General features: G+C 58.5%; 14 protein-coding genes. All 14 read left to right on the top strand.

Annotated features, from left to right (window positions below; translation table 11 throughout):
* Positions 1-388 precede the first annotated feature (388 nt).
* The 14 genes from MKX42_RS26890 (at position 389) to MKX42_RS26825 (ending at position 15,868) form a co-directional block, all read left to right on the top strand.
* Complete coding sequence (locus tag MKX42_RS26890) at positions 389-766, top strand: PH domain-containing protein (RefSeq protein ID WP_340755991.1); 378 nt, start codon at positions 389-391, stop codon at positions 764-766.
* Between the two features lie 176 nt (positions 767-942).
* Positions 943-2,520 carry a gamma-glutamyltransferase gene (gene ggt / locus MKX42_RS26885; protein WP_340755989.1) on the top strand — a complete coding sequence of 526 codons (1,578 nt, stop codon included), beginning with the start codon at positions 943-945 and terminating at the stop codon, positions 2,518-2,520.
* A gap of 255 nt (positions 2,521-2,775) precedes the next feature.
* Entirely contained in the window at positions 2,776-4,155 is a 1,380-nt protein-coding gene (locus MKX42_RS26880; protein WP_340755988.1) for an amidase family protein, read from the top strand.
* A gap of 51 nt (positions 4,156-4,206) precedes the next feature.
* A complete protein-coding gene (locus MKX42_RS26875; RefSeq protein WP_340755987.1) occupies positions 4,207-4,539 on the top strand; it encodes a hypothetical protein in 333 nt (110 codons plus the stop codon).
* A gap of 225 nt (positions 4,540-4,764) precedes the next feature.
* A complete protein-coding gene (locus MKX42_RS26870; RefSeq protein WP_340755986.1) occupies positions 4,765-6,339 on the top strand; it encodes a PucR family transcriptional regulator in 1,575 nt (524 codons plus the stop codon).
* 44 nt (positions 6,340-6,383) lie between these two features.
* Positions 6,384-7,013 (top strand): NTP transferase domain-containing protein, encoded by a 630-nt coding sequence (locus tag MKX42_RS26865; RefSeq protein ID WP_340755985.1) that lies wholly within the window; start codon positions 6,384-6,386, stop codon positions 7,011-7,013.
* 212 nt (positions 7,014-7,225) lie between these two features.
* Positions 7,226-8,401 (top strand): BMP family ABC transporter substrate-binding protein, encoded by a 1,176-nt coding sequence (locus MKX42_RS26860; RefSeq protein ID WP_340755984.1) that lies wholly within the window; start codon positions 7,226-7,228, stop codon positions 8,399-8,401.
* A gap of 107 nt (positions 8,402-8,508) precedes the next feature.
* On the top strand, positions 8,509-10,041 hold the full coding sequence (locus tag MKX42_RS26855) for an ABC transporter ATP-binding protein (protein ID WP_340755982.1): 1,533 nt from the start codon (positions 8,509-8,511) through the stop codon (positions 10,039-10,041).
* Positions 10,038-11,153 carry an ABC transporter permease gene (locus tag MKX42_RS26850; protein ID WP_340755981.1) on the top strand — a complete coding sequence of 372 codons (1,116 nt, stop codon included), beginning with the start codon at positions 10,038-10,040 and terminating at the stop codon, positions 11,151-11,153. Before MKX42_RS26855 ends, MKX42_RS26850 begins: the two co-directional genes overlap by 4 nt.
* A 30-nt stretch (positions 11,154-11,183) precedes the next feature.
* Positions 11,184-12,113: an ABC transporter permease gene (locus MKX42_RS26845; RefSeq protein ID WP_340755980.1), complete on the top strand. Its 930-nt coding sequence runs from the start codon at positions 11,184-11,186 to the stop codon at positions 12,111-12,113.
* Between the two features lie 52 nt (positions 12,114-12,165).
* Positions 12,166-12,684 carry a 2-oxo-4-hydroxy-4-carboxy-5-ureidoimidazoline decarboxylase gene (gene uraD / locus MKX42_RS26840; protein WP_340755979.1) on the top strand — a complete coding sequence of 173 codons (519 nt, stop codon included), beginning with the start codon at positions 12,166-12,168 and terminating at the stop codon, positions 12,682-12,684.
* Between the two features lie 48 nt (positions 12,685-12,732).
* Positions 12,733-13,131, top strand: coding sequence for a hydroxyisourate hydrolase (gene uraH, locus MKX42_RS26835; RefSeq protein WP_340757843.1), 399 nt, complete (start codon positions 12,733-12,735; stop codon positions 13,129-13,131).
* Positions 13,132-13,193: 62 nt separating this feature from the next.
* Entirely contained in the window at positions 13,194-14,591 is a 1,398-nt protein-coding gene (allB, locus tag MKX42_RS26830; protein WP_340755977.1) for an allantoinase AllB, read from the top strand.
* Positions 14,555-15,868, top strand: a complete 1,314-nt coding sequence (locus tag MKX42_RS26825; protein WP_340755975.1) for a Zn-dependent hydrolase — start codon at positions 14,555-14,557, stop codon at positions 15,866-15,868. Before allB ends, MKX42_RS26825 begins: the two co-directional genes overlap by 37 nt.
* Positions 15,869-15,870 lie beyond the last annotated feature (2 nt).

Genomic DNA, 15,870 nt, shown 5'->3' with positions numbered 1-15,870 from the left:
CAGCATAAAAAGGCCGCAGGGAAATTTCCCCGCGGCCTGAGTATTCTTCGGGTTAGGATATCCGTTGAAGTGTAGGCGAGAAAGGCATTTCACAATGTTGTAGTGTTATTAAATTCATGTAAATGGACAGACTTCTCCCGTTGTCCAGATTTGCATGAATAACGCCAGCCATAATATTAATCAGCCGGCTGCTAACACTGTTGGTCCGATTGTGATCCATTCTCCTACACCTCCTTTTTGATAAATTTAAAGCTAGTGTAACCAAAAATCCCGAAATAAGCAAGGGAGAATTGTTCCCGCAGAGACATAAATGCATGGCACTGCAAGTAGTATGGAGTGTGGCGAAGGGGCACTGCCCTTATAACGGCTGCGGGAAAAGAGGAGAGTTATGGCGATTTTTAACGGATTGCTCGGCAATGCAACTCAGGTGGAGCTGGGGGAGGTGCAGCGGGAATACGGACGGATTCTGGCTTCGAATGAAAAGATTGAGCGCGCCTATAAGCTGGTCCGGGACATGTTTATTTTTACAGACAAGCGGCTGATTCTTGTAGACAAGCAGGGGATGACCGGAAAGAAAACCGAATACCACTCTGTTCCTTACAAAAGCATCACTCATTACTCTGTAGAGACGGCGGGGCATTTCGATCTGGATGCGGAGCTGTGCTTGTATATCTCTGGTGCGGGGCTGCCGCTGAAGAAAACCTTCAACAAATCGGTCGATATCTATGAAGTGCAGGCTGTGCTGTCCCAATATATCCTGAAATAAGGGGATGTGCGTAGAGGCCGCTCTGCATCCGCCTGCTTGTCTCCTAAAGTTTGTGCACGGCTCACAAAATAAGCGGCAGCAAATGTATGGTCCTGCGGAAGCCGTTGACAGAGGTTCCGGGCCTGCTGTTAAATGACACTAACTTAAGCGGCAGGGAAGGGAGGCGGAGGCTGAACATGAGTAGAGGACCGGTGACCGGAACGAAAACGATGGTAGTCAGCCCGCATTATCTGGCCTCGGCAGCGGGCGCGCAAGTTTTGGCCAAAGGCGGCAACGCCTATGATGCGGCCGTTGCAGTCAGCGCGGCGCTGGCTGTGGTCTACCCGCATATGACCGGGCTCGGCGGCGACGCCTTTTGGCTGGGGTACAGCGCCAGCGAAGGGCGCGTGCGGGCTTACAACGGCAGCGGACGCTCGGGCTACGCCGTCCGCCGGGACTGCTATGCCGGGGAGGAAGCCATTCCCCGGCGGGGTGTGCGCAGCGCCATTACGGTGCCCGGAATGGCGGATAGCTGGTCAGCCGTCCAGCGGGAGTATGGACGGCTGACCCTGGCCGAGGTGCTGGAGCCGGCTATCGGCTACAGCGCCGGGGGCTTTCCGCTGTCGCCGGATCAGCATGGCGGCAGCGTACTGGCCGGAGCCGCGCTGTCACCCGAAGCGGCGGCGGTGTATCTTCCCGGCGGCCGGATACCGGCGGCGGGAGAGCGGTTTGTGCAGCGGCAGCTGGCCGGGACGCTGCGGACGCTTGCGGCGGGAGGCCGGGATGCTTTTTATAAAGGGAGCATTGCGGAAGAGATCAGTGATTATATGCAGGCTTCCGGCGGGTACCTGACCCGCGATGATTTCGCGGATCACCAGGGGAGCTGGGAAGAGCCGCTCCAGACGGAGTACCATGGGCATACCGTCTATCAGGTTCCGCCGAACTCGCAGGGCTTCACGGCGCTCATGGCGCTTAATATCCTGGAGCATTCTAACTTCGCGGAGATCAGGCACGGCTCCTATGAGTATTATCATCTGCTGGTTGAGGCGCTGAAGCTGAGCTTCTGTGACCGGGACCAGGTGCTCACCGACCCGTCCTTCAGCAGCATTCCGCTGGACCGTCTGCTGAGTAAGCCCTATGCGGCACAACTCGCGGCGGCAATTTCTCCCCGTAAGGCGCTTGCTCTCAGCAGCGAACCGGTTGGAAGGGACACGGCTTACGCAGCGGTGGTGGATGAAGAGGGTAATTCAGTCTCGTTCATCCAGAGTCTGTATTTCGAATTCGGGTCGGGGGTTGTGGCGGGGAATACGGGAATTCTGCTTCAGAACCGCGGGTCCTTCTTCTCGCTTGATCCCGCCCATGTCAATACGCTGGAGCCCCACAAGCGCACCTTCCACACGCTGATGCCGGCGATGGCCTGCCGGGACGGGAAGCCGGCTTATCTCTATGGCACGCAGGGCGGTGAAGGACAGCCGCAGACGCAGACCCTGTTGCTCACGCGCATGCTTCACTATGGGATGGACCCGCAGACTGCGGTGAGTGAACCGCGCTTCGTCTGGGGCAGAACCTGGGGGGAGCCGACTCAGGGGCTGCGGATCGAGAATCGGGTAGAGGAAGCCGTGCGGGCGGAGCTGGCGGAAGCGGGGCATCTGGTTCGTGAGGCAGAGAGTTATGACGGGGTGATGGGGCACGCCCATGCTATTTCGATTGATGGTAACGGCTACCGCAGCGGGGGGACGGACCCTCGCTCTGATGGAGCGGCTATCGGGTGGTAGAGGGATTGAATTCGTGGCAGGGAGATAGGGAGGCAGGAAGGCGGAAAGGCAGGTAGATAGGGAGATAGGGAGATAGGGAGATAGGGAGATAGGGAGATAGGGAGATAGGGAGATAGGGAGATAGGGAGATAGGGAGATAGGGAGAGAGGGAGAGAGGGAGATAGGTAGATAGGGAGATAGGGAGATAGGGAGATAGGGAGGCAGGGAGATAGGGAGATAGACCCGGTGTGTCCGGGAGGGAGAGGGTGGAACAGCATGGTTCTTGATAATCGGCACGGTGCATTCCGGGTCCCGGAGCTGGAGATTCCCGGCAGCGGGCATGGGGTATTGTACGGTCTGACCTTCACGGTAAAAGATGTCTTCGCAGTGGCCGGGCACCGCGCTTCCGCCGGTAACCCGGACTGGCTGCGCAGCCACGAACCGGCGGACTCCCATGCAGCTGCTGTACGCAGGCTGCTGGAAGCGGGAGCTACGCTGCGGGGGGCTGCCCATACGGATGAGCTGATGTACAGCCTTGGCGGAGAGAACTATCATTACGGTACGCCAGTGAATCCGCACGGGGAGAACCGGATTCCCGGCGGCTCGTCCAGCGGGTCGGCGGTATCGGTGGCCTCGGGGAGTGTGGATTTTGCCCTCGGGACGGATACAGGCGGCTCTATCCGGGTTCCATCGGCTTATTGCGGTGTGTTCGGTTATCGTCCATCGCACGGGGCGGTGTCCCTGGAGGGAGTTATTCCGCTGGCCCCGGCTTTTGACACGGTGGGATGGATCGCGGGAAGCACGGAGCTGCTGCTGAAGACGGGGCGAGTTCTGCTCGGTTCTGTGGACAGCGGCGGAGAGGCCCAGGGCGGGGAGAGTGGGAAAAAGGAGAGTGATCTGCTCGGGCATGCGGACAGCAACGAAGATGCCTGTAGCGGGGAGAACAGGAAGAAGGCAGGCGATCAGCTCAGGTCTGCGAACAGCGGCGTAGTTGCCCAGAGCATGGAAAATAGCATGGAGCAGAGCGGCGGGGAGGCGGTTGACAAGTCAGCCGGTGACCTTCAAATATCCCGGATGTTCTTCCCTCCGGAAGGCTGGGCGCTTGTGGAGCAGGACTGTGCAGACTACCTGAGGCGGGGGCTGGACAAGCTTCAGACAGGCGCTTCGCTGCAGGCTGCTGAAGCCGTGGTTGCCCCTGAAGGCTTGAAGACCTGGATGGACGCCTTCCGCGAGCTGCAGGGTGCCCAGATCTGGGCAACCCATGGGGAGTGGATCGGGCGGGAGCAGCCGGTCTTCGGGCCGGATATTGCCGCCCGGTTCGCTTGGGCGGCGGAGCTGGCCGGGGCGGATCACAGCCCGGCCGCTATGCTGCGCAGCCGGATCACTCAGCGGCTGCGGGCGCTGCTCGGGAAGGACGGCTGTCTCGTCCTTCCGACCGTGCCGGGTCCGGCCCCGCTGCGCGGCGCGGGACCCGGGCAGCTGGAGCGGAGCCGCAGCAGCGCCATGATGCTCAGCTGCCTGTCCGGACTGGCCGGGCTGCCGCAGGTTACGCTGCCGGTGCCCGGCCCCGGCGGACTGCCGCTGGGGTTGTCCGTCATCGGCGGGCACGGACAAGATCTGAGACTCCTGTCCTGGATACAGGAGGTATGGAAGTAGAAAGTTATAGCCCTGGTTCTCTGAACGAAGAGAACCAGGGCTATTTGCTGATTGCTCAGTGTATGTGGAAAACAGCATCCAATTGTAATCGGAAAACCGATTACATCGGGCGGCGCGAGGGCTGACGGGGCGAATGTAATCGGAAAACCGATTACATTGGGCGGCGCGAGGGCTGACGGGGCGAATGTAATCGGAAAACCGATTACATCGGGCGGTGCGAGGGCTGACGGTGCGATTGTAATCGGAAAACCGATTACATTGGGCGGTGCGAGGGCTGACGGAGCGATTGCAATGGGCCGGTGCGGGGGTGAGTTGACCGAATGTGTGCGAAAAACAGCATCCAATGGGCAGGTGGCGGGTGAGCGCACCGAATGTATGCGATAAACAGCATACATTGGCCGGTGAGGAGATGAGTAGGCCGTATGCAGCTCCAAGGGACCGAATGAGGTTCGATGCTGATGAATGTTACTTATGAGTAATATTATATAACGCAAACTAATCCCACTCTAACTTTTCTCTTTCCAACAGCGGTCATTTTATCTATAATGTTACATAAAGTAACATATGAATCGAATAAACTTATAATAAAGCTCAGAAGGAGGGGTGGCTATGCATCTTACAGTGGAAGAAGCGTTGTCCATTTATCCTTTATCCGAAGCGAAGCTGATAGCCGGGTCCAAGGGGAAGCATAGGATTGTGAAATCAATCAATGTCATGGATGCTCCCGATATCTCGGACTGGATCAAGGAAGGAGAAATGCTGCTGACCACAGCCTATCTGATCAAGGACAGCCCGGAGGATGCCTCGGCATTGCTGCAGATGCTGAACCGGCGCGGGTCAGCGGGGCTGGGCATTAAGCTGGGCCGGTTCTGGGAGGCTGTGCCGCCGCCCTTGATTGCGGAGGCGGAGCAGCTGAATTTCCCGCTGATCGAGCTGCCGTTCCAGTTCACCTTCTCCGACCAGATGAACGGCTTGTTCCGCGCGGAGCTGTCGCGCAGCGTGGGCACCCTGCAGAGCATGATGGAGAAGCAGCGGCTGCTGATGCGTCTTGCCTTGCGTTCCGGGCGCAGCCGTCCGCTGCTGGACACCGTCTCTGAGATCATCGGTTATCCGCTGGCTGTAATCAGTAGCCGCGGAACGGTAGTATTCAATAACTCGGGGTACACCGAAAGTGAGCTGCTGGAAGGCTGGCCCTGGCAGCCCCGCAATCAGCGCTTCCGGCTCAGCACGGGCACAGGCTACCGGATTCCGCTGCTGCAAGCGGGAAAATGCCTAGGTTACCTACATTATTGCGATATTGATCCTTTGCTGCTGCCCGTGGAGGAAAGTCTGTTCGTCCAGGGGGCAGAACTGATTTCTTATCATATGCATACCGGACTGGAGGATTATTTCGAGCAGGCCGGACACCGGGAATTCAGCGGGCTGCTGCGGCGGTTCCTGAAGGACGGGCTGAAATACGCTGAGCTGGCACAGGCAGCGCTCCGGCTGGAGATTACGCTGCTTGAGGCCCCGTTTCAGCTGCTGCTTACCGATGTGGCTGCTGCGGGAGAAGCCCGGCAGGGAGAGCTGCTGCGGTTGAAGGAGGAGTATTCGGAGCATCCGGTGCTGGATGGCCTGCAGGCGGTCCACTTCCTGGTGGAAGAGGGACTGGTGTCGCTGTATCCGGCCGGGCCTCACCAGCCGGAGGAGTTCCGGGCGTTGATTCAGGAATGCTTCGACAACCTGAAGTTCGATAAAGGGTACTATCCGCAGGCCGCTGTCAGCAGTGTGAAGCAGAAGCCGGAGGGGCTGAAGGAAGCTTTTGCCGAGATTAAGGAATGTATGGGCATGGCCCGGCAATGGGGCGCACACGGAAATGTGGTGCATTACCGCCAGCTGGAGCTTGATCTGCTGCTGGGCAAGATTCCGGCAGAGACCATGGAGCGTTACTACAGCGGCAGCCTGCGGGGACTGCTTAGCCGGGAGCCTGAATATGTTAAGGAGATGCTCCACACGCTGGAGGTCTATCTGGAGAATGACGGCCATGTGAACGAGACGGCCAAGAAGCTGTTCATTCACCGCAATACGGCCACTTACCGGATTGAGAAGCTCAGCGAGCTGCTGGATGTCGATTTCAAAAAAATCAATGATCTCATGAAGCTGAAGCTGGTCTTCCTGTTCCGCAGAATGCTGGAGCGAGAATAACAGCCGTCCATGAGCAGATTGCCCAAAAAAAGGAGTGGAGAACAATGAAGGTGGCCGGAATCTTTTTGGCGGCAGGCCGCAGTAATGGAGCAGGGGCCTCTGAAGGTTCTCTGAACAGGGCGGGCGCGGGTTCAGCCGGTGCGGCGATGCTCAGTGAGCTGGAGACCTGCGGGCTTGCGCCGCTGGTTGTGGTGGTTCGCGCGGATGATCCTTTGGGCTGGCTGCCGCCGGCCGGGAAGGCGGAGAATATGCGGCGGATTGAGACTTGTCTGACGGCCCACTTGGGCCTGTCCTTCTCACTGCGCTGCGGCTTGAATGCTGTAGCTTCGCTTCAGCCGGATGCGGTGGTCATTGCGGCGGCGGATCAGCCGTTTGTGGCAGCGGCTCGGATCCGCCGGTTCATCCAGTCGTATGAGCAGCACCCGGAGCTTGATTATGTCACGAGTGCACAGGAGGGGCTGATGATGCCGCCTACCCTGTTCTCAAGCACGCTGTTCCGCGAACTTCAAGAGCTGGACGATGAAGAGGGCATTGCTGCCATTATGCAGACCAAGGAGTATAATGGGCTCATCCTGCCGCAAGAGCCTGTTCAGACATTCGCAGAGGCCGGGCTGCCGGAGAACTTCGGAGAGTACCGCAGAGAATGGAGCGTGCGGAGCGGGAATAGACAGTGAATTCGCTAATTTAAGGAATTGCGTAAGGTAATATCACATAATTTAAGTTTAATTTGAGACGAATTCGTGCATGAAGCACAAAAGCGGCTTCTCTTCTTATCCATCCATACAAAGCTATGTTATATAAATTTACGTAAGTGCTGCTCCTCAGTATAGTAGAGATACATTAATGGCTGTAGCCATTAGGAGAGATATCCTGGAGGAGGAGAATTATGAAACAAAGGGGTCAGGTATTCAAATTCAGCATCATCACGATGTTCCTGCTGGCGGTGGTTCTAACGGGGTGCGCGAAGAATAATACGGTGTCTAATACAGATGCAGCGGCAACGGCGGCGCCTTCGGCGGCAAGTACACCGGAAGGCAGCGAGGCTGCGGCAACAACTGAGCCGGCAGCGAAGAAGCCGACGGTTGCTTTTGTCTATATCGGGCCTCCGGGTGACGGCGGGTATACGTATCAGCATGATCAGGGCCGTCTGTACATGGAGAAGGAGTTAGGGATTAAGGCGGATTTCGTTGAAAATGTACCGGAAAGCGCCGATGCCGAGCGGATCATCACAGAGCTTGCGCAGAACCATGATATCGTGTTCACTACAAGCTTCGGCTATATGGATTTCACCTTGAATGTGGCGGGCAAATTCCCTAACGTGAAGTTCCTGCACGCCTCCGGTTACAAGACCGCCGAGAACATGGGGACTTACTTCGGCAAAAACTATCAGGCAAGCTATCTGTCGGGGATCGCAGCAGGCAAAATGACGAAGAAAAACCATCTCGGCTATGTGGGAGCCTTCCCGATCAGCGAGGTGATCTATAATCTGAACGCCTTCACGCTTGGTGCGCAGAGTGTCAATCCGGCGGTTAAGGTGGATGTGGTGTGGACGAATACCTGGTATGACCCTGCTACGGAGCGTCAGGCGGCAATCAGCTTGCTCGACAAAGGGGCGGATGTCTTGCTGGCGTATCAGGATTCACCGGCTACCCTTCAGGCTGCGGCGGAACGGGGAGCTTTTGCCGGGGGAAATGACTCGGATATGAGCAAGTATGCACCGGACAACTACTTAACCAACCCTGTATGGAACTGGGGTCCTTATTATGTAAAAGCTGTACAGTCTGTGATGGACGGAACCTGGAAAAGTGAGCAGTATTCCGGCGATATGGCGGACGGCATGGTGGAGCTGGCACCGCTGGGCAACAAGGTTCCCGAGGATGTGAAGAAGCTGGTGGAGGATGCCAAGGCCAAGATCATCAGCGGCGGGCTGGAGGTATTCACCGGACCGATCTCGGACAACAAGGGCAATGTAACTGTTAAGGACGGCCAAAAGCTAACCCTTGAAGAGGTGCTTGGCATGAACTGGCTGGTCAAGGGTGTCGAGGGCGCGATTCCGCAATAACAGCTGTTGCACATCTTCATACAGCACAGCCTTACGGGTGGGGCGGGTTCCGGATACCGGAGCCTTCCCCACCTGTACTATAACTACCTGGAAAGGAGCGTAGCACAATGCAGGACCCTTCGGTTGAAATGCGCGGGATAGTGAAGACATTCGGTGCTGTAACAGCCAGCGATCAAGTTGATTTTTCGGCAAATGCGGGGGAGATTCACGCGCTGCTCGGGGAGAACGGGGCAGGGAAAAGCACAGTCATGAGCATGCTGTCAGGAGTGTACCGGGCGGACGCCGGGGAGATTCTCATTCATGGCAAACCGGCCAGAATCCGTTCCCCGAAGGATGCGGCATTGCTCGGTGTAGGCATGGTCTTTCAGAACTTCAGACTGGTGCAGAGCCTTACAGCGGCGGAGAATATCGTGCTTGGCGAAAAGTCGTCTTTCTGGCGCGGCAGCAGATGGATCAAACGTAAGCATGAAGAGATAGAGGTGCTTGGAGAACGTTTTGGCCTGAAATTTCCCGTCGGCCGGCCGATCTGGCAGCTGTCTGTCGGCGAGCAGCAACGTGTTGAGATTGTCAAGACGCTGTACCGGGGGGCAGACATCATCATTCTGGATGAGCCGACTTCGGTGCTCACGCCGGGGGAGGCGGAGCAGCTGTTCGAGACCCTTCAGGTGATGAAGCAGGCGGGCAAGACAGTGATCATGACCACGCATAAAATGAAGGAGGTCATGGCCTCCTCAGACCGGATATCCGTGATGCGCAAGGGGAAAATGATTGCTTCACTGATGACAGGCGAGACGGATGAGCTGGAGCTGGCCCGGCTTATGGTGGGCCGGGAGGTTACGATCAGCCGGCAGGAGCGCGAGGCGACGGCCGGAGAGCCGCTGCTGATCGTCCGCGATCTGGAGGTCGCAGCAGATCATGGCCGCAAGGCACTGGATTCCCTGTCGCTTACTGTTCATGAAGGCGAAATTGTGGGCGTGGCCGGAGTCGCGGGCAACGGGCAGAAGGAGCTGGCTGAGGTATTGACGGGGCTTAGAGCATGGAGGACGGGCGAGATCCGGTTTGACGGCAGTCCTGTGAAAACAGCTTCGGTAAGAGGGGCGATCGATTCGGGCATCTCGCATGTGCCGGAGAACCGGATGAAGAGCGGTCTGGCCGGACGGCTGGGGTCAGTTGACAACCTGCTGTTCAAGTCTTACCGCAGCGCGGAGCATTCCCGGTTCGGCTTCCTGAAGGCGGCCAGGAACCGCTCCTGGTCGCAGGAGCTGGTCCGCCGCTTCAATGTGAAGACGCCGGAGCTGGATACTCCCGTGCAGCAATTGTCCGGCGGGAATCAGCAGAAGCTGCTGTTCGCCCGCGAGGTCAGCCACCGTCCGAAGCTGATGGTGGCCGTGCACCCGACGCAAGGGCTGGATGTCGGCGCGGCGGCAGGGGTGCATGAGCTGCTGATGGAGCTGCGGAGCTCCGGCAGCGGGGTGCTGTTAATCTCCGAGGATCTGGATGAACTGCTGCAGTTATCCGACCGTATACTGGTGATCTATGACGGTTCCATTATAGGCGAGAGCGACCATGAGCAGGCGGACCGGGAACAAATCGGCCTGATGATGGCCGGCATCCGGAGCAGGGAGGGAAGTGCTGTATGAGTCCGAAGCCTGGAAATGAGTCTGCAACGCTTACGCCGCTGGCGGGGCGCAGCGGGAGGTGGTACTCCCTCAGGCTGGAATATGATTCAAGCCGTACCCGTTCACCGTGGTGGACGCCTATTCTGTCGGTTGTTCTGGCGCTTTTGCTCTGTGCGGTGTTCATCGCCGCTAATGGAATGAGCCCGCTGGTTGTCTATGAGAAAATGTTCCGCGGAGCCTTCGGCACCTCCTACGGCTTCACAGAAACCATGGTCAAGGCTATTCCGCTGCTGCTCTGTGGACTAGGCATTGCTGTGGCTTACCGGATCTCCGTGTGGAATATCGGGGCAGAGGGCCAGCTGACGGTAGGTGATATGGCGGCTACTGCGGTAACGATCTATTTCCCCGACCTGTCTTCCTTCTGGTCTATCACGCTGATGCTGGTTTTCGGTACAGCAGCCGGAGCATTGTGGGGCCTGATGACGGCGGTGCCGCGGACCCATTTCGGTGTCAATGAGTTGATTACCTCGCTGATGCTGAACTACGTGGCCTTGCTGGCTTTGGATTACGTAGTGTTCGGCCCCTGGAAGGACCCGAAGGGGTTCAACTTCCCGGGTTCGCCGATGTTCACGGCCGCCCAGTCCCTGCCGGTGCTTGGAAGTACCCGGCTGCATATCGGGCTGGTCTTCGGCCTCGTGGCCGTGCTGATCTATTATCTGATGATCCGGTTCACCCGCTGGGGCTATGAGCTGCGTCTGATCGGCGCCAATCCCACAGCCGCCCGGTATGCGGGTATTCACATCAAGAAGCATATTATCATCGTCATGCTGATTAGCGGCGGCCTTGCCGGGATTGCCGGCATGGCTGAAGTGTCGGGGGTTACGCATAAGCTGATGCAGGGGATCTCTCCGGGCTATGGCTATACGGCGATCATCGTAGCCTGGCTTGCCAAGCTGAACCCGCTGGGCCTGATTGTGACTTCGATTCTGTTCGGCGGCCTGATTGTAGGCGGCTATAGTGTTCAGACGATCGGACTGCCTTCGTCCATATCGGAAATGCTGCAGGGGGCGATCCTGTTCTTCCTGATTGCCGGCGACATGATTCACCGGTTCCGCATCCGCCGGAGCGCATAACAGCATTCTCGTACAGGAGGGAGTTCACTCATGGATTTCACTACACAGTTATTAATCGCCGCTATTTCCGCCGGAACACCGCTGCTGCTGGCTACGCTGGGAGGCATTCTGACCGAACGGGCCGGCATTATCCAGCTTGGCGCGGAGGGGCTGATGCTGATGGGGGCAGTGACGACTTGTATCGTCTACATCCGCAGCGGGAATCTGATTCTTGCGCTGCTCTCGGCGGTAGCCATTACCGCTCTTCTGGGTATGGTTCATTCGTTCTTATGTGTCACGCTGAGGGCGAATCAGACGATGTCGGGCCTGGCCATGACGCTGTTCGGCAGCGGCCTTAGCGCTTATGTGGGCAAGTCGATCAGCGGCATTCCGCTTCCCGGCAGTCTGCCCAAGCTGGATCTGGAGATACTGAAGCCGGTGCCGGTGCTCGGGGAGCTTTTTGGAAGGCTGGATCTGCTGACCTGGTTCAGTCTTCTGCTCGTCCTTGTGCTGCATCTGCTGATTCACCATACCTCGTGGGGGCTGCATCTGCGGGCAGTCGGCGACAATCCGGCTACTGCGGACGTCATGGGCATTCGTGTGCAGCTGATCCGTTACTGCTATGTTACTGCAGGAGCGGCGCTGATTGGTCTGGCCGGTGCGGATATGGTGTTGGCCTATGCACCGACCTGGAATGAAGGGCTGACCGCCGGGCGGGGCTGGATCGCCGTGGGTCTGGTGATTTTCGCCAGATGGAATCCGCTGCGCGCTCTCTTCTGCGCCTACTTCTTCGGAGCGCTCGATTCGCTGGGCTTCCGTATTCAGCTGCTGGGGAGTGCGGTGCCGTCTTATTTTCTGAAAATGATTCCTTACGTCGTAACGATTCTCGTATTGATGTACTTGGGATACCGCAACCGCAACAAGCCCTCCGGTACGCCGGAATCGCTGGGAACCCCTTATATCCGCGAACAGCGGTTCTAGGCTGGAAGGGCACAGGCGGCAATATACAAATTAGAGGGATGGGGGCTGGCTTATGACTACACCGGCGGACCGGTTGACTCTGGAGCAGATGAACTCGATGGCAAAATCAGACTTCATGGCGCAGCTCGGCGGCATCTTCGAGCATTCCCCATGGGTAGCAGCGGGGGTGTACGGCAGGCGCCCGTTCGATTCGGTGCAGGAGCTGCATGCTGCCATGATGGAGACAGCGCGGCAGGCGGAGCCGGACCAGGTGCTTGCACTGCTGAGAGCTCACCCGGATCTGGCGACAAGACTTGCGGTCAGTCCGCTCTCGGCGGCTGAGCAGCAGGGGGCCGGACTGGACCGGCTGACACCGGAGGAATTCGCACAGCTTACCGGACTGAACGCTGCCTATACAGCGAAATTCCGCTTTCCGTTCATCTTCGCTGTGCGGGGCAAAACGAAAGAAGACATCCTTAGCGCCATCAGTGCGCGTGTGGACCGTCCGCTTATGGAGGAGCAGGAGCAGGCGCTGCTGGAGATTGGTGCAATTACTCGTTTTCGGCTGGAGGATCTGCTGGGGGCGGAATAGAGGCAGGGCCCTGCATATTATAGGAGGAAGGTGACGCAAATGTCTGGTATGAACGGACGGCTGACAACTCATGTGCTGGATCTGTCACAGGGCAAGCCTGCTGCGGGCCTGTCGCTTCAGCTCTGGCGGCTGGATACCGGAGGGTCTGTGCTGCTGCGTGAGGCGGTGACAAATGAGGATGGCAGGCTGGACGCTCCGTTGCTGGCGGAAGAAGAAATGCAGGCCGGAAGCTATGAACTGCTGTTTATGGCCGGTGATTATTTCCGGGGCGCTCAGGCTGGTGCCGGAGGACTGGAGACGGAGGAGGAGGAGGAGGAGGAAGCTGGCGCTGTAATCCCGTTCCTGGACCAGATTCCGATCCGCTTTAATATGCCGGACCCGTCCGCCCATTACCATGTACCGCTGCTGGTTGCACCTGGAGGATACAGCACTTATCGCGGAAGTTAACGTGGCAGGTAAGTGTAACGCTGCATCTAATCTTAAGCCAATAGACCGGAGGTGGCCCTATCATGAAGGAAGAAGGCTACGAGCTTATCATCAGGAACGGACGGGTGGTCCTGCCTGGAGAAGTCCGCAGGCTTGAGATCGGGGTGAAGGATGGCAAAATCGCTGCACTGGGCGAAGTCTTACAGGCATCCTCCGGGACCAGAATTTTGGATGCTGAAGGACAATATGTGCTGCCCGGCATGATCGACATGCATGTTCACTTTAATGAGCCTGCGCTTAGTCACTGGGAGGGCTTCCGCAGCGGGTCAGCTGCTCTTGCGGCCGGCGGCTGCACCTGTTATGCGGATATGCCGCTGAACGGGAATCCGCCGACAGTGAATCTGGAGGCGCTCCGGCTGAAGGCGGAGGCCGCAGCCGGGAACTCGGCGGTGGATTATGTGCTGTGGGGCGGACTGGTACCAGGAAATCTGGAAGAGCTGGAGGGACTGGCTGCTGCGGGCGTTACCGGGTTCAAGGCTTTCATTTCGAATCCCGGCGGTGAAGGCGAGGGCCGGTTCCGTGAGGTGGACGATGATACCCTGTATCAGGGGATGCTTCAGATCGCCGCAACCGGCGGGATTCTCGCTCTGCATGCGGAGAGCGAAGCGATAACCTCGGCGCTGGGGGCGGCGGCACTCCGCGCCGGGCGAAGCGCTGCGAGGGATTTTGCGGCTTCGCGTCCTCCACAAGCGGAGCTGGAGGCAGTGTCCAGGGCGCTGCTGTACAGTGAGCGGACCGGCTGTAAGCTGCATTTCGTCCATATCAGCACAGCGGCAGCCCTGGAGCTGATTCATGAGGCCAAGCTGCGCGGCCTGGATGTGACCGCAGAGACCTGCCCCCATTATCTGTTTCTGAATGAAGACAGCATGGAGACCCTTGGAGCGCTGGCCAAATGTGCTCCGCCGCTGCGTAGCAGCGGGGAACGGGAACGGCTGTGGGCGGCGCTGGCTGCAGGCCGGGTGGATCTGGTCGCCTCCGATCATTCCCCCTGTCCGCCTGAATTGAAGCTGGCGCCCGGACTGTCCTTCATGGAAGCCTGGGGCGGGATCTCAGGAGCCCAGAGCAGTCTGGAGTTGATGTTCCATGAAGGCGTTCATGTGCGCGGCCTGCCGGTTACCCAGATCTCGGAGCTGCTCTCCGGGCTTCCTGCCCGGCGGTTCGGGCTGGAGGAGCGCAAGGGCTCCATCAAGCCGGGGCTGGATGCCGATCTGGTGCTGCTTGATCCTGATGCAGCCTATACGCTGCGTGCCGACGATCTGTTGTACCGCCACCGGCATAGTCCCTATGTCGGAATGACCTTATCCTGCAAGGTAACGGCGACGATCTGCCGGGGCGCTACGGTCTATACTGCTGCGGAAGGCATTGTTGCCGGCAGCGGCGGGGAATGGCTGCGTATCAAGCACAGCCAGCCGGGGCTATGAAGCCGCCGGTCCCGGCGGGGGGAATGCTGAAGCTGCTGGATGAACTCGCAGCCTACAGCGCTCCGGGTCCCGGCGTTACCCGGCTGCTGTATACGCCGGAGTGGCAAGGGGTTCAGCATTTTTTGCAGGAGAGAATGGCCGGACTCGGGCTTGAGGTCAGGATGGATCAGGTGGGGAATGTCTATGGCACACTGGCCGGTTCTCAGGTCAGCGACAAGATCATCCTGACCGGCTCACATATCGATACGGTGGTGAACGGCGGGCGGTATGATGGCGCTTATGGTGTAGCGGCAGCTGTAACTGCGCTGCATTATCTTCTGGAGACCTTCGGTCCGCCGCTGCGGACGCTTGCGGTGGTATCCTTCTGCGAGGAAGAGGGCAGCCGTTTTCCGCTGACGTTCTGGGGCTCGGGGAATGTAACGGGGCTGTATAACGGGAAGGAATGTATAGACTGCGCAGATGCGGATGGAATCACGCTTGGGGCCGCGATGGCGGCCTGCGGCCTGGCAGGGAATGAAGGATTGGCGGCTGAAGCTGCGGCGGGTCTGGAGGAGAGCTTCTGGCACAATGATAGTCCTGTACGCAGTGATATTGCCGCGTATGTCGAGCTGCATATTGAGCAGGGGATTATTCTGGAGCGGACGTCCCGGAGAATCGGGGTCGTGCAGGCCATCGCCGGACAGCGGCGGTATCTTGTCAAGGTCGGCGGGACGGCCAATCATGCAGGGACTACACCGATGGGGTTAAGGCAGGATGCACTGGCCGGGAGTGCGGAGATGCTGTTGGCGCTGGAGCGGTCCGCCCTGGCGGAGGGTGATCCGCTGGTAGCCACAACGGGGCGGCTTGAGGTCTATCCGGGGACATCCAATGTGATTCCCGGAGAAGTGCAGTTCACGCTGGATATCCGGCATAGCGAAGCCGGGGTGCTGGAGCGCTTCTGCGCAGCGGTCCTGGCGGAGTTCGCAGAGCTTGGGCGCAGGCGCGGCCTGACGCTTGAGGTACAGCCGCTGCTGGAGACAGCCCCTGCTCATATGGATGAGGAGCTGCGTGCGGCTCTTGAAGAGATCTGTCTCCAGCAGGAGAAGCCTTACCTGAGTATGGTCAGCGGCGCGGGACATGATGCTCAGCTGTTCGCCCCGCGCTGCCCGGCCGCAATGATCTTCGTGCCGAGCCAAGGCGGGATCAGCCATTCTCCCGGGGAGTATAGCTCCCCGGAGGAGCTCGCTGCTGGACTGGAAGTGCTGACAGCCATATTATATAGATTAGCTTATGAATAAGA

This window comes from Paenibacillus sp. FSL R7-0204 (genome assembly GCF_038002225.1).
GTDB lineage: Bacteria > Bacillota > Bacilli > Paenibacillales > Paenibacillaceae > Paenibacillus_AQ.
Note: the sequence above shows the minus strand (reverse complement) of the source record. Positions and strands in the feature narration are given on the sequence as shown.

Excerpts from the sequence above, each read along its gene's own strand:
- MKX42_RS26865 (WP_340755985.1), top strand. The coding sequence starts at position 6,384 with ATGAAGGTGGCCGGAATCTTTTTGGCGGCAGGCCGCAGTAATGGAGCA.
- ggt (WP_340755989.1), top strand. The coding sequence starts at position 943 with ATGAGTAGAGGACCGGTGACCGGAACGAAAACGATGGTAGTCAGCCCG.
- MKX42_RS26870 (WP_340755986.1), top strand. The coding sequence starts at position 4,765 with ATGCATCTTACAGTGGAAGAAGCGTTGTCCATTTATCCTTTATCCGAA.
- MKX42_RS26845 (WP_340755980.1), top strand. The coding sequence starts at position 11,184 with ATGGATTTCACTACACAGTTATTAATCGCCGCTATTTCCGCCGGAACA.
- MKX42_RS26825 (WP_340755975.1), top strand. The coding sequence starts at position 14,555 with ATGGCTGCGTATCAAGCACAGCCAGCCGGGGCTATGAAGCCGCCGGTC.
- uraH (WP_340757843.1), top strand. The coding sequence starts at position 12,733 with ATGAACGGACGGCTGACAACTCATGTGCTGGATCTGTCACAGGGCAAG.
- MKX42_RS26850 (WP_340755981.1), top strand. The coding sequence starts at position 10,038 with ATGAGTCCGAAGCCTGGAAATGAGTCTGCAACGCTTACGCCGCTGGCG.
- MKX42_RS26890 (WP_340755991.1), top strand. The coding sequence starts at position 389 with ATGGCGATTTTTAACGGATTGCTCGGCAATGCAACTCAGGTGGAGCTG.
- MKX42_RS26855 (WP_340755982.1), top strand. The coding sequence starts at position 8,509 with ATGCAGGACCCTTCGGTTGAAATGCGCGGGATAGTGAAGACATTCGGT.
- MKX42_RS26860 (WP_340755984.1), top strand. The coding sequence starts at position 7,226 with ATGAAACAAAGGGGTCAGGTATTCAAATTCAGCATCATCACGATGTTC.
- uraD (WP_340755979.1), top strand. The coding sequence starts at position 12,166 with ATGACTACACCGGCGGACCGGTTGACTCTGGAGCAGATGAACTCGATG.
- MKX42_RS26880 (WP_340755988.1), top strand. The coding sequence starts at position 2,776 with ATGGTTCTTGATAATCGGCACGGTGCATTCCGGGTCCCGGAGCTGGAG.
- allB (WP_340755977.1), top strand. The coding sequence starts at position 13,194 with ATGAAGGAAGAAGGCTACGAGCTTATCATCAGGAACGGACGGGTGGTC.